11 protein-coding genes are annotated in these 13460 nt (G+C 72.6%); 7 read left to right on the forward strand and 4 right to left on the reverse strand.

What is annotated here, in order from left to right; all coding sequences use genetic code 11:
- Positions 1 to 43: 43 nt before the first annotated feature.
- The 3 genes from ACLQ23_RS11960 to ACLQ23_RS11970 all read right to left on the reverse strand — a co-directional run bounded on the left by ACLQ23_RS11960 (position 44) and on the right by ACLQ23_RS11970 (position 2412).
- Positions 44 to 1225 carry a hypothetical protein gene (locus tag ACLQ23_RS11960; protein ID WP_355587559.1) on the reverse strand — a complete coding sequence of 394 codons (1182 nt, stop codon included), beginning with the start codon at positions 1223 to 1225 and terminating at the stop codon, positions 44 to 46.
- On the reverse strand, positions 1222 to 1764 hold the full coding sequence (locus ACLQ23_RS11965; protein ID WP_355587561.1) for a SigE family RNA polymerase sigma factor: 543 nt from the start codon (positions 1762 to 1764) through the stop codon (positions 1222 to 1224). The genes ACLQ23_RS11960 and ACLQ23_RS11965 overlap by 4 nt, the downstream gene beginning before the upstream one ends.
- Before the next feature lie 66 nt (positions 1765 to 1830).
- On the reverse strand, positions 1831 to 2412 hold the full coding sequence (locus ACLQ23_RS11970) for a TetR family transcriptional regulator (protein ID WP_355587563.1): 582 nt from the start codon (positions 2410 to 2412) through the stop codon (positions 1831 to 1833).
- A 106-nt stretch (positions 2413 to 2518) separates the two neighbouring features.
- Between ACLQ23_RS11970 and ACLQ23_RS11975 the strand changes: the two genes are divergently transcribed.
- Positions 2519 to 3667 carry an FAD-dependent oxidoreductase gene (locus tag ACLQ23_RS11975; protein ID WP_425880642.1) on the forward strand — a complete coding sequence of 383 codons (1149 nt, stop codon included), beginning with the start codon at positions 2519 to 2521 and terminating at the stop codon, positions 3665 to 3667.
- A 9-nt stretch (positions 3668 to 3676) separates the two neighbouring features.
- A complete protein-coding gene (locus ACLQ23_RS11980) occupies positions 3677 to 4240 on the forward strand; it encodes a VanZ family protein (RefSeq protein WP_425880643.1) in 564 nt (187 codons plus the stop codon).
- On the opposite strand, the gene ACLQ23_RS11985 is transcribed toward ACLQ23_RS11980, so the two are convergent.
- Positions 4134 to 5399 carry an MFS transporter gene (locus ACLQ23_RS11985; RefSeq protein ID WP_355587571.1) on the reverse strand — a complete coding sequence of 422 codons (1266 nt, stop codon included), beginning with the start codon at positions 5397 to 5399 and terminating at the stop codon, positions 4134 to 4136. The two genes, ACLQ23_RS11980 and ACLQ23_RS11985, sit on opposite strands and share 107 nt — an antisense overlap.
- A gap of 124 nt (positions 5400 to 5523) precedes the next feature.
- Between ACLQ23_RS11985 and ACLQ23_RS11990 the strand changes: the two genes are divergently transcribed.
- From ACLQ23_RS11990 to ACLQ23_RS12010, 5 genes are all read left to right on the forward strand, one after another.
- Positions 5524 to 7311, forward strand: coding sequence for an HSP90 family protein (locus tag ACLQ23_RS11990; protein ID WP_425735023.1), 1788 nt, complete (start codon positions 5524 to 5526; stop codon positions 7309 to 7311).
- A gap of 2 nt (positions 7312 to 7313) precedes the next feature.
- Positions 7314 to 10181: a hypothetical protein gene (locus ACLQ23_RS11995; RefSeq protein WP_355587573.1), complete on the forward strand. Its 2868-nt coding sequence runs from the start codon at positions 7314 to 7316 to the stop codon at positions 10179 to 10181.
- A 129-nt stretch (positions 10182 to 10310) separates the two neighbouring features.
- Positions 10311 to 10880, forward strand: a complete 570-nt coding sequence (locus ACLQ23_RS12000) for a TetR/AcrR family transcriptional regulator (RefSeq protein WP_157552169.1) — start codon at positions 10311 to 10313, stop codon at positions 10878 to 10880.
- A gap of 72 nt (positions 10881 to 10952) precedes the next feature.
- Positions 10953 to 12320, forward strand: coding sequence for an acetyl-CoA carboxylase biotin carboxylase subunit (locus tag ACLQ23_RS12005; RefSeq protein ID WP_355587576.1), 1368 nt, complete (start codon positions 10953 to 10955; stop codon positions 12318 to 12320).
- Positions 12321 to 12523: 203 nt separating this feature from the next.
- Positions 12524 to 13435, forward strand: a complete 912-nt coding sequence (locus tag ACLQ23_RS12010) for a hydroxymethylglutaryl-CoA lyase (protein ID WP_355588456.1) — start codon at positions 12524 to 12526, stop codon at positions 13433 to 13435.
- Positions 13436 to 13460 lie beyond the last annotated feature (25 nt).

Consider the following 13460-nt stretch of genomic DNA (forward strand, 5'->3'; position numbering starts at 1 on the left):
GCCGGCTGAGCGCTGTCACGCGCCAGCCGGCCGGACGAGCGGGTCAGCCTGCCAGTGCCACGATGCCGGCGCGGTCGCGGAGCACGCCGGTGACCTCGCCGGTCTCCGGGTGCCACCGTGCCAGGCCCGCCGGTTCGAGGCGGAGCAGCACTGCACCCTGCTTGTCCCAGCCCAGCACCTCGCAGCAGCCCTTCGCCCGGTCCCGGCCGAGGTCGAGCACGTGGGCCACCGCGCCTGTGCGGGCGTCCAGCACCGCCACTCCCTCGGCGCCGTCGATCCGGTCGTTGGTGATCCAGGCGGCGCGGGCCACCCGGTCGCCGTGCAGCCAGCCCCGGCCGTAGAACTCGTTCACCTGGTAGGGCGCGGGCAGTAGTTCGCCAGTGACGCGTTCTTCCGAGCGGAGGGCACCCTCGCGGGCGGTCCGGCTGCGCAGCGTCAGGCCGTCCCGTTGGCCATCCGTCTCGATCAGCGCGGCCTCGCGCCCCGCCTCCGGGTCGGGTACCGCCAGGTCCCAGGCCGACACGTCGATGGTGCTCGCCGCCTCGGTGTCGCGCTGTACCGCGTACGTCCGGCCGTCGCCGCCGACAAGCACCCGGTCGCTCGCCCAGACCACCAACTCCAGGTAGCCGTCGAGCGGGACGCGACGTACGCCCGCCTTGGTGAGGTCGACCATGATCAGCTCGTTGGTCTGCGCGAAGGCGGCCCATCGGCCGTCCGGCGACAGCGCACCCGGCTTCGCGGCGGGCGCCTCGTTGCCGTCCCGGTCCCGGGTTGGCGCCAACGTCACCACGTCGAGACTGCGTACCACGCCGTCGTCGCCGAGAATCCGGACCGGGCCGTCCGCGCGGTACTGGTCGTCAAGGGGTTGGTACAGCGCCAGCGCCCGCTGGACGGGACGCTCGGACAGCCGCACTGTCGCCTGGTCACCGAGCCGCGCCAGCGGATCGGGTGGGTAGGTCAGCTCCGCCGGTGGGTGCTGCACGGGACCGGCGTGGGTCGGCTCGCCGGTCGGTGCCACAGGGTGTCCCGGCGGTGGGCTGGCGGACGGGCGCAGCGCGGCGACTGTGCCGCCGCCGACGAGCGCCACGGCCATGACGACCGCGCCGACAGCCCGCCGGGTACGCCGGGTACGCCGTGCCCGATCCCAGCCTGCCGACGCCGGTTGGCTGGGTAGGACGTCCTCGACGCTGACGGTGAGCAGTTGTCGCAGGTCCTGTTCGTTCACGGGTTCACCTCCACACCGGTTGCCAGGTCGCCCGAGCGCGCTCGGGTGGGCGGGGCGAGGTCCGGTGCCACCTCGCGGAGTCGGCGCAGGGCGCTGTGGCACTGGCTCTTCACGGTGCCGACTGTCACGCCGAGCGCTTCGGCAGTGGCCACCTCGGTCAGGTCCTCGTAGTAGCGCAGGACCAGGACAGCCCGCTGCCGGGGCGGGAGTTGTCCGAGCGCGTCGTGCAGCGCCAACCGCAGCGCGCCGTCGCGGTCGCGGGTCGCCTGGTCCGGTGGCGCGGCGCTCAGCCATTCCCGGCGTCGTCGACGCCACCAGGACACGGCGTCGCGGTAGAGGATGGCCCGCACGTAGGCGGCGGGGTCGCCGTCGCGTACCGAGGTCCAGCGCAGCGCCAGCTTCAGCAGGGCGTCCTGGAGGAGGTCCTCGGCCTGGTGTCGATTGCCGCAGATCAGGTACGCCGCGCGGAGCAGCCGGTGCTGGTGGCTCTCCACGAAGGCGAGGTAGCCGTCGCGGCCGTCGTTCGCCGTCGGTGCCATCCGCCCCCCTCCCGGCTGTCGCTGTGCGTCACCTGGCAGACGCATGGCGAGGGGCAAAAGGTTGGGTCAGTTCTCGACCTGTCCGGTCAGGTAGCGCTGGAGGGTCGGTGCGATCCAGGAAACCAGCTCCTCCGGTGCCAGGTCCACCATGGGCGGCAGGCGAACGATGTAGCGGGTGAAGGCGAGCCCGAGGATCTGGCTGGCGACCAGGCCGGCGCGTCGGGCTGTTGTCGCCGGGTCGGTGCCGAAGGTGGCCACGGCCGCGGTGAGCTGGTCGGCGAAGATCCCGCGCATGCGTTCGGCAGCGCCCGGGTTGGTGCTGGCGGCCCGCAGCAGCGCCACAAGTGTCTCGTCGCCCTCCCAGCGGGTGAGGAAGTGCCGGACCAGCGTCTCGCCCAGTTGCCCGGCCGGTACGGCGGTGAGGTCGGGCAGCCGGAGGTCGAATTCGGCAGCCGCCGCGAACAGCCCCTCCTTGCTGCCGTAGTAGCGCATGACCATCGACGGGTCGATCTTCGCGTCGGCGGCGATGGCCCGGATCGTGGCCCGCTCGTACCCGTCGGCAGCGAACCGCTCCCGGGCGGCTCGCAGGATCGACGCGCGGGTGGTGTCCGAGCGGCGGGGTGGGGTCCGGGGTGCCGGCGCTGTCATGTCAACGACTGTATGCCAACGCTTGTTGACACTCAACGGGCCTCGGCCCTAACGTTGCCAACAAGTGTTTGCCAACGATCGTTGGCAAATCGATCCGGAGGTGACCATGAGCACCGACGTTCTGGTGGTGGGAGCCGGCCCCACCGGCCTCGCCACCGCACTGACCCTGGCCCGCCGCGGGGTCGACGTGACAGTGATCGAGAAACAGGCCGAGCCGCCCATGACCTCCCGCGCGGCGGTCGTGCACGCGTACACCCTCGAGGTGCTGGACCTGGTCGGCGCCGCAGCGCCGCTTGTCGCCCAAGGTGTGCGGTCGCCGGGCTTCACGGTGCGCGACCGGGACCGGGTGCTCCTGAGAGTTCCGTTCCACGACCTGCCGTCCCGCTTTCCCTACGCGCTGCTGGTCTCCCAGGCCGTCACCGAGGAGGTGCTCGCCGGGCAGTTGGCCGACCTCGGCGTGCGGGTGCGGCGACCGAGCAGGCTTACCGGCCTTGCCCGGACCGGCGACGGAGTGCTCGCGCAGGTGGACGGGGAGCCTCTGCGAGCCCGGTACGTGGTCGGCGCGGACGGCCTGCACAGCACCGTTCGGCAGGCCGCCGGCATCGGCTTCACAGGCCCCAGCGACATGGAGTCCTTCGCGCTCGCCGACGTGCGGGTGGACAGCTCGCTGCCGTGCGACGAGGTGGCCCTCTTCCTCGCCCGTTCCGGACCGCTGGTCTGGGCGCCCCTCCCGGACGGGGTGGTCCGGCTCGTCGCTGCCGTGCCGACGCCGCCGAGAAACCCGGACCGGGCGTACCTCCAGGCACTGCTCGACGAACGCGGCCCGGCGCGGCGGCCCGACCGGGTGACCGACGTGCTCTGGGGCTCCCGCTTCCGGGTGCACCACCGGATCGCCGACACCTTCCGCTCCGGGCCGGTGCTGCTGGCCGGCGACTCCGGACACGTCCACAGCCCTGCCGGTGGGCAGGGCATGAACCTCGGCATCTGCGACGCGGTCGCCGCCGGTAGCGCGCTGGCCCACGTGCTCGCCGGGGGCCCGGAGACGCTGCTCGACGACTACAGCGCCCGCCAGCGCCCGATGGCCGAGGACGTGCTGAGCCTCGCGGCCGGCCTGACCCGGCTTGCCACCGCCTCCCCGGTGCGCCGGCCGGCCCGCGACGTGCTGCTCCGGCTGATCGGCGCAGTGCCGCCGGTCCGCCGGAATGTCGCACTGCGCCTGTCCGGGCTGTCCCACAGGGAACGGACACCGGGCTAGTCTGCGCCGATGGATCAGGTCTGGCGGGACTGGTGCGCCGTGCTGTTCACCGTGCTGGCCGGCCTTGCGCTGCTGGTCCTTGTCATCGTGCGGCTCGCCCGCGCGCGGCGGGAGCCGTCCGACCGCGCGGCACGGCGACGCGGCATCGCCGAGGTGGGCGCCGTCGCCGGCACCCTGCCCTGGGTGTGGATGACCCTCGCGCCGCGCCCCGCGCCCCGCGACGTCCACCTGGTGCCGCTGCGCGACCTGGCCGACCTGCTCACCGCACCACCGGCGACCGCCGTGGTGCAGGTGGTCGGCAACCTGCTGGTCTTCGCCGCGCTGGGCTTCTTCGCCCCGGTACGCTTCGCCGCCCTCACCAGCGTCAGCAGGGTCTTCCTGCTCGGTGCCGCAGGCTCTCTGACTATCGAGTTCCTCCAGTACGCGCTGGACCTCGGTCGGGTGTCGTCAGTGGACGACGTGCTGCTCAACGCGACGGGTGCGGTACTGGCTGGGCTGCTGTCCCGCCGCTGGTGGGCGCGACCGTCGGCGTCGGTGCGGTCGACCGCAGTGCCCACCACGCCGCCAGTGTGACAAGTGCGAACACAGCGGCTGCACCGCCCGCCACCGGCACCGTTCCGTACGCGGCGGCCACGAACCCGGCCAGCGCCGCCCCGACCGGAGCGGTGAGCAGACCGACGATCCGCTGGGCGGCACCCACCCGACCGAGTAACCCGATCGGCACCTGCTGCTGCCCGTACGACGCCCACAGGCTGTTCCACACCACGGTGCCGGCGGCGAAGGCGGCCAACGCGATCCCGCCCGGCACCGGATGCCGGGCCAACGCGAACCCGACCAGCGCGACGGTCTCCGCGGCGAGCACCACGCGCAGCGCGGACACGGTGCCGAGCCGGGCGGCGAGCCGGCCCGCCCCGAGCGCCCCCGACAGGCCGCCGACGATGGCACCCGCCACGAACAATCCGTACCCGGCAGGCGGCACCCGCAGTACGTCCAGCGCGTAGAGCACCTGCACTGCCAGGAGGCCGCTGATCGCCAGGTTGCTCGCGGCAGTGAGCAGGGTGACCCGCCACAGTGTCCGATGACCTCGCAGCCATCGCACTCCCTCGACGATCTCGTTCCACACCGAGCCGCGCCGTGGAGTGGTCGCCGCGGCCACGGCGGGAGGCGGGCTGAGAGCCAGCACGAGCAGGGCGGCCACGGCGAAGCTGACGGCGTCGATGGCGAACGGGAGCGCGGGGGCGAGGGCGAACAGGACGCCAGCGGCCGGCGCGCCGAGGAAGCCGCCGGCAACCGCGCTCCCGGCCTGGAGACGCCCGTTCGCCCGGGGCAGTGCGGCCGTCGGCACCACAACGGGCAGCAGCGCGAACGAGGCCGAGTCGAAGAGCGTCCCCAGCGCGGCGAGGAGGAACGCCGCCACAAGCAGCACCGCGATGGGCGACCGTTCGAGGGCGACCGCCACCGTAAGCGCCGCGACCACCACCGCGCGTACCCCGTCGACAAACGCCATGGTCCGACGCCGGTCCCAGCGGTCCGCGTACACGCCGCCGAGCAGGCCGAACAGCAGCGGCGGCAACAGCCCGGCCAGTGCGACCGCCGCGATGACCCGGGGGTCACGGGTCACCGTCGCGGCCAGCAGGGCCAGAGCGGGTGTACGCAGCGCGTCGCCGAACCGGGACGAGACAGCGGCGCACCACAGGAGCCGAAAGTCCCGGCCCAGAGCGGAGGAGGTCATGCCGGCGACCGTGCCGGTTCAACAGGGTCGAGGGTCAAGCCGCCGGTGGCGAAAAGGGGGGCCGCGCCGGCCCGTGAACGTCGGTACGGTGAGCGCCGGCACCGGGATCGGGGAGAAACCAGGCGTGGACCACACCTTCCAGGTCGACCTACGTGGCGTGGTCGACCTGCTCAGTCATCACCTCTACGGCAGCCCACGGGTCTACGTCCGTGAGCTGCTGCAGAACGCGGTGGACGCGATCACCGCGCGACGTGCCGCAGACCCGGAAGCGCCCGCGCTGATCCGCATCGAACCACCGGAGCACACCGGTGACGGCACCCTGCGGATCCACGACACAGGCATCGGTCTGACCGAGGCGCAGGTGCACGAACTGTTGGCCACCATCGGCCGCAGCTCGAAGCGCGACGAGCTGGGCTTCTCCCGGCACGAGTTCCTCGGCCAGTTCGGCATCGGCCTGCTCTCCTGCTTCCTGGTGGCCGACGAGATCCACGTGCTCACCCGGCACGACGACAACCCGACGGTCCGCTGGACCGGATACGCCGACGGCCGCTACGCGGTTACCGTGGCGCCGACCGAGGCCGCCCGCGCCGAGCCGGGCACCACTGTCACGCTTGTGCCCCGCCACGACGCCGACCAGTGGTTCACCACTCCGACGGTCACCGACCTCGCGCGGCTCTTCGGCTCGCTGCTGCCGGTCACCGTCCGGGTCGGCGACGTGGTCACCACCACCGGCGAACCGCCGTGGTCGACCACGCCCGGCGCGCCACTGGATCGCGCCGCGCTCGTCGGGTACGCCCGGGAGACGCTCGGTGTGGACCCGTTCGACGTGCTACCACTCGCCGTGCCGGAGGCCGGGCTGACAGGTGTCGCCTTCATCCTGCCCACCCCGGTGAACCCGGCGGCCCGGGCCGGGCACCGGGTCTACCTCAAGCGGATGCTGCTCACCGAGACCGCCGACGGGCTGCTGCCGGACTGGGCGTTCTTCGCGCACTGCGTCGTGGACGCGACCGAACTGCGCCCCACCGCCAGCCGGGAGGCCCTCTACGAGGACACCCTGCTGACGGCGACCCGGGAGGCGCTCGGCGACCAGGTCCGGGGTTGGCTGGTCCGGTTGGCGCGGCACGAACCGCGCCGGCTTGCCGAGTTCCTCCAGGTGCATCACCTCGGGGTGAAGGCGCTGGCGTTGCACGACGACGAGATGCTGCGGCTTGTCGACAGGTGGTGGCCGATGGACACCAACGTCGGCACGCTCACCCTCGCCGAGTTCCGGGAGCGCTACGGCGTGGTCCGCTACGCGGCGAGCCTCGACGAGTTCCGCCAGCTCGCCGCGGTGGCCGCTGCACAGGACCTGGCGGTGGTGAACGCCGGCTACACGTACGACACCGAGCTGATCGAGCGGTTGCCGGTTGTGGACCGCACGGTGTTGATCGAGCGGTTGGAGCCGAGCGATCTCACAACGCGTTTCGAGGCACTGGACCCGCAGGTGGAGTTGGCGTTGCGGCCGTTCCTCACCGCCGCGCAGCGGGCCGTCGAGCGTTCCGGCTGCGAGGTGGTCATCCGGGCGTACGACCCGGTTTCGCTGCCCGCGCTCTATCTGGTCAGCCGGTCGGCGGCGTTCAACGACCAGCTCGCCGCCAGCCGGGACCGGGCCGACGAGTTGTGGGGCGGCGTGCTCGATGCGCTCGCCGCGACCGCCCCGCCGGACCGCCCGCAACTGGTGCTCAACCATCGCAACCCGCTGGTACGCCGGGTTGCCATGCTCAGCGATCCGGAGCTTGTGGGGCTCGCCGTCGAGGCGCTGTACGGGCAGGCGTTGCTGCTCGGCCACCATCCGATCCGCGCGGCCGACGCCGCCCTGTTGAACGATTCCTTCCTCGGCCTGCTCGGCCGGGCCGTGCCGGGACGGGAGTGAGCATGAGCGACGAGGATCTGTGGCGGGTGCTGCGCGGCATCGCCGACATGCCGTACGGGGCGGGGCAGATCGCCGCCCTGGAGCAGTTGCTACGCCGGGTGGATGCCGCCGACGACAGGCATCTCGCCTTCGTCACCCGGATGCAGGCCACCACCGGGTACGTCTACGGCGGGGAGCCGGCGAAGTCGTTCGTGACCTTCTCCTGGTGCCTGTCGGAATTCGATCGTGACCCGCAGCCCTACCACCAGCGGCACCTGCACCAGTTGCTGTGGCACTTCAAGTACATGGTGGCCGGCCTGCTGAAGTTCCCCGAGGTGCCACTGGACCGCACGTACGCGGTGCTCGACGACATGGAGCGGCGCTACCGTGCGGGCGGGCACAGCCTGCAGACCGTCCACAAGCACCGGTTCCGGGTGGCCGACCATGTGGGCGACGCGGAGGCTGCCGCGCACTGGTACCGGCTCTGGCAGACCACTCCCCGCGACGACCTCTCCGACTGCGCGGGTTGTGACCCGACGAGTCAGGTCGGCTACCTCTCCGACACGGGGCGGGACGCGGATGCGGTGGCGCTTGCCGAGCCGGTGCTCGCCGGCCGGCTCACCTGCACCGAGCAGCCACAGGCGATCCTCACCGCGCTGCTCCTGCCGTACCTGCGGACCGGGCGGGGTGAGGCGGCGCGGGACGCGCACCGCGAGGCGTACCGGCGGCTGCGGGGCAACCTCGCGGACCTGTGGGACATCGGCGACCATGTCGAGTTCTGCACGTTGACCGGCAACGAGGCGCGGGCGGTCGAGCTGATCGAGCGGCACCTGGACTGGCTGGACCGGCCGCCGTCCCCGGCCGCCGCCATGCACTTCGCGGCGACCGCCGCCGCGGCGCTGCGCCAGGCCGGCGGGTCGACGGTGTACCGCCGGGCAGCCGAGGGTCGGCCGGCGGCCGAGGTACCGGCATCGGTGTTGGCCGACGAGCTGGCCGAGACCGCGACCGGGCTGGCCGCCCGCTTCGACGCCCGCAACGGCACCACCCACCAGTCGGAGTGGATCACCAGGAGGCTCGCGGTGCGGCCGAGCGGCGAGCATCTGCCGCTGTCCGCGAGCGTCCGCCGCCGCCCGGCCCGCCCGGCCGGGGTCGACGCGGAGACCGGTGCGTCGTCCTCCGGTGAGCAGGGCAGGGAGGTACGGGCCGGCGAACCGCCGGCCGTGCACCCGCCCGCCGACGCGGGCCCGGACGACCTGCTGGATCTCGCGGAGCTGAGCTGGGGACGGCACGAGCGGGCAACGTTCCGGGCGGCGCTGGCCGCCTTCGACGACCGCTTCGGCGCTGCCGACCTGCCGGCGGGTACTACCGCACGCCGGTTGGCGCTGCGCGCGGCCGAGCGCGGCGACGAGGACGACATCGACAGCGCCATCGAGATCAACCGCGCCGCGCTCGAGCTCTACCGGGAGGCGGCCGAGGAGGTGCCCGCCCAGGTGGTGGCCGGGCGGCTCGGCGTGCTGTTGACGCACTCCGACGAGACCGCCGAGGAGGGGCTGTCGCTGGTCCGGGAGGCCGTCGAGGTGCTCGACCGGCTCGGTGACGCCGGACAGCGGGCGGCCGGGTACGACCGGCTGGCGTTGGCGCTGCTGCGCCGGGAAAGGTGGGAGGAGGCCCTCGCGGCACTCGACCGTGCACCGGCCGACGCGGGCGGCGACAAGCATCTGGCGACCCGGATCGCGCTGCACCGGGCGCATCTGCTGGAGCAGTTGGACCGCATCGAGGAGGCCCGTGCCGCCGCCGACGCGGCCCGCCGGATCGCCGAGGAGTTGGGCGTCGGTGAGTTGCGGACGGCTGCCTGCCTGGCGTACGCGCGGACGGTCGACCATCCGGCGGAGGCGGTGGTCGCCTGCGACGAGGCGCTGCGGTGGGCACCGCCGGAAGCGGAGCTGCCGGTGCGGGTCGCCAGGGCTCGGGCGCTGCTCGCCGCCGGTCGGGCCGCCGACGCTGTGGACGACTTCGTCGAGGCAGTGACGCTCTGCGTGGAGCGGGGCGCCGAGGGCGACGCGTTCCTGCGCTGGGAGTTGGCGATCGCGTACCGGACGGTGGGTCGGCTCTCCGAGGCGGCCGAGGTCGCCGAGGAGGCGGTGCTCGGTCTGGCCCGGATGGGTGCACAGTCGGAGGCGGACCGCTGCCGGCACCTGCTGGCAGGTGTCTACGCCGGGCTCGGTGAGATCGAGCCGGCGCTGGCGCTGCTCGGCCAGTTGGCCGACAACCTGGACGGGCCGGACAATCTCCCGCACCGGGGGCAGGTGCTGGAGGAGGCCGGTGGGATCCTCTACGACGCCGACCGGGACGCCGCAGCCGCCGAGCGGTTCGCCGCAGCCGCCACTGCGTACCGGCTGGCCGACCTGCGGTTGGACGAGATGCGGGCCCGCAGACGGGAGGCGTACGCCTGGTTCTGGTCCGATGATCGGCAGGCGGCGCTACGTACGGTCGAGCTGGTGGACGCGCTGGCGGCGGAGCTGGCCGGGCGGACGGAGCCGGCGGCGACCTACGAGCTGGCGATGGTGGCCGAGGTCGGCGCCCGGGTGCTGACCGGTGAGGGGCGACCGGACGAGGCGCTGCGGCGCATCGCGGGCGTGCCCGACCGGTTGCGGTCGATCGAGGCGTTCGGTGAGGCCGTCCAGGTGGAGATCCTGGCCGGTGAGCTGTTGTTACGCCTGGACCGGCCGGCGGAGGCCGAACCGCTCCTGCGCCGCGTGCTCGGTGGGCTCCCTGCCGACTCGCGGCCGGTGCGCCAGACGGCCTGGCTGCTGGCGCGTGCGTTGGACCTGCTGGACCGGCCGACGGAGGCCGCCGCGGTGCGCGCGGAGCACCAGTTGGACGAGGACTGACCGTCGCCGGCCGCCCCTGCCGGGCGAGGGGCGGCTGGCGGCCGGTGGGCGCAACTGACCGGTAACCAACCGGCGCGGTTCGCGGTCTACGCTTGCCCCGTGAAGGTGGAGCAGCAGGCGCGGGGCGCGGTGGGTGCGGGCCGGCGCCGGTCCCGCAAGGACGAGATCCTGGAGATCGCTGTCGGTCTGTTCGCCGCCCGTGGTTACCACGGTGTGTCGATGGACGACATCGGCGCGGCGGCGGGGGTCACCGGTCCGGCGCTCTATCACCACTTCGCCGGCAAGGAGGCGATGCTGGCCGCCGCGCTGATCCCGGTCAGCGAGGGGCTGCTGGCTGGCGGGCGGGAACGCTCCGCCGGGCACCCGGACGACCCGCGCGGCGTGCTGGAGTCGCTTATCGACTTCCATGTCGAGTTCGCGCTCGCCAACCCGGCGGTGATCGCGCTGCATCTGCACGAGCTGGACCGCCTGCCGGAGGAGCCGCGCCGGCGCATCCGCCGGCTCCAGCGGCTCTACGTCGAGGAGTGGGTGACAGTGCTCACCGCGCTGCACCCGGGCATGCCCGACGGTGAGGCACGGGTGCTGGCGCACGCCGCTTTCGGCCTGATGAATTCGACGCCGTTCCTCGGTGGCGAGGTCGATCGGCAGCGTCGGGCCGAGTTGCTGCGCGACGCCACCCTCGCCGCGCTGCTCGCCTGAGCGGACTCGTCAGAAGCGGCCCGGTCATGGTTCCCTGACAGGCGTCCCGACATTCGGACACTTGGAGGAAACATGATCGAGTCACTGCTGGTCGCCAATCGGGGCGAGATCGCCCGCCGGATCATCCGGACCGCCAAGCGGCTCGGCATCCGCGCGATCGCGGTGTACTCGGAGGCCGACGCCGACCTGCCCTTCGTCGTCGAGGCGGACGAGGCGGTCCTCATCGGCCCGCCGAACCCGACGCAGAGCTACCGCAACACCGAGGCGATCCTCGCCGCCGCGAAGTCCACAGGTGCGCAGGCCATCCACCCCGGCTACGGGTTCCTGTCGGAGAACGCCGAGTTCGCCCGTACCGTCGAGTCGGCCGGGCTGATCTGGGTCGGGCCCGGCGCGGACGCGATCACCGCGATGGGCGACAAGATCAACGCCCGGAACCTGATGGCGGCGGCCGGGGTGCCGGTCGCGCCCGGGACCACCGACCCGGCCGCCGACCTGGACGCGGCGGTCACCGCCGCCGCGGAGATCGGCTATCCGGTGATGGTCAAGGCCGCCGCCGGTGGCGGCGGCATGGGCATGGGCGTGGCCGCCGACGAAGGTGCGCTGCGCACCGAGTACGACAAGGTGCGCGCGTTCGCCGAGCGGATGTTCGGCGACGGCTCGGTGCTGATCGAGCGGTTCTTCCCCCGGGTACGCCACGTCGAGGTGCAGATCCTCGGCCTCGCCGACGGCCGGGTGGTGGCGCTCGGCGAGCGGGAGTGTTCGGTGCAGCGGCGCAACCAGAAGCTGGTCGAGGAGTCGCCGTCCCCGGCGGTCTCCCCTGAGCTGCGTGACCGCCTCCTGGCGGCGGCGGTGCGGGCCGGTGAGGCAGTCGGCTACCGCAACGCGGGAACTGTGGAGTGCCTGCTGGTCCCGCGCGAGCGGGACGCTGCTGGCCCTGTTCCTGACTCCGAAGACTTCTTCTTCCTGGAGATGAACACGCGGCTTCAGGTGGAGCACCCGGTGACCGAGTACGTCTACGGCGTCGACCTGGTCGAGGAGCAGTTGCGGGTGGCCGCCGGCCTGGCGCCGACGTTCGACCCGGACGCGTTGTCGCCACGCGGGCACGCCATCGAGTTGCGGGTCAACGCCGAGGACCCGAAGCGTTTCCTGCCCGGCCCGGGCAAGGTCACGACCTGGGTGGAGCCCACCGGCGAGGGCATCCGGGTGGACTCCGGCTACGCCGAGGGCAACACCGTCACGCCGTTCTACGACAGCCTGTTGGCCAAGCTGATCATCAGCGGTGCCAGCCGTGACGAGGTGATCGCCCGCGCGCGGGACGCTGTTGCCGGGTTCCAGATCGTCGGCCCGAAGAACAACCTGCCCTTCTTCGCCGATTTGCTGGAGAACGACGAGTTCCTCTCCGGTGCCTACGACACGGCCATCGTCTCCCGCATGCGCTGAACCCTCGGCCGGTCGCCGCGCTGTCTCCTCCCGGCGCGGCGGCACTGGCATCCCCGCCCTTTGCTCTGCTTACCTGGACGCACCACCGGATGTCTGGATACCGGACGATCGGTGGTGCGTCAGTTGAAGCAGTGCAAAGGGGCGGCGTGGCACCCGCCCCTCCGTCCCGATCCAATGTCACAGCGAGGTGACCGATGAGCCAGTTGCCAGAATCCGTCTCGATCCGTGAGGTCGGGCCGCGGGACGGTCTGCAGAACGAGGATCCGATCCCCACCGACGCCAAGGTGCGGCTGCTCGACGCGCTCTCCGGCACCGGCGTACGCCGGATCGAGGCGGTGTCGTTCGTGCACCCGAAGGCGATCCCGCAGATGGCCGACGCCGACGAGGTGTGGCGGCAGGCCACGAAGGCCGACGGGGTGCGCTATTCGGCGCTGGTGCCGAACAGCAGGGGTGCCCAGCGGGCGTTGGCCGCCGGGTTCACCGAGATCGAGGTGGTGCTGTCGGCGAGCGACACGCACAACCGGCGCAACGTCAACCGCTCCACTGACGAGTCGCTCGACGACATCGCCGAGCTGATCGACCTGCTGCACGGTGCTTCCGCGCAGGTCGAGGTGATCGTGGCGACGAGCTTCGGCTGCCCGTACGAGGGAGACATCGACCCGCAGCGGGTCGCCGGCATCGTCGACCGGGTGGTCCGCGACGGCGCGGACCGGGTGGCGTTCGGCGACACCACAGGCATGGCCACTCCGCGTCGGGTCCGCGAGCTGCTGACAGCGGTACGCGACCGCAACGCGCACGTGCCGGTGCTGCTGCACTTCCACAACACCCGGGGCACCGCGCTGGCCAACCTGCTTACCGCACTGGAGCTGGGGGTGACCGAGTTCGACGCCAGCGTTGGTGGCCTGGGCGGTTGCCCGTACGCGCCGGGCGCCAGCGGCAACCTGGCCACCGAGGAGGCCGTGCACATGCTTCACGACATGGGCATCGACACCGGCATCGACCTGGCAGCCCTGATCGAGGCGGCTGAGCTTGCCGAGGAGCTGCTCGGCAAGAAGCTGCCGTCCGGTGTGTTGCGGGCGGGTCCGCGTACCCGACTGACGCCGATGCCGGGCTGACGGGCCGCGACAGGGTGGAGGGGCC

Origin of the sequence: Micromonospora sp. DT41 (assembly GCF_049841715.1) — a bacterium.
Lineage (GTDB): Bacteria > Actinomycetota > Actinomycetes > Mycobacteriales > Micromonosporaceae > Micromonospora > Micromonospora profundi.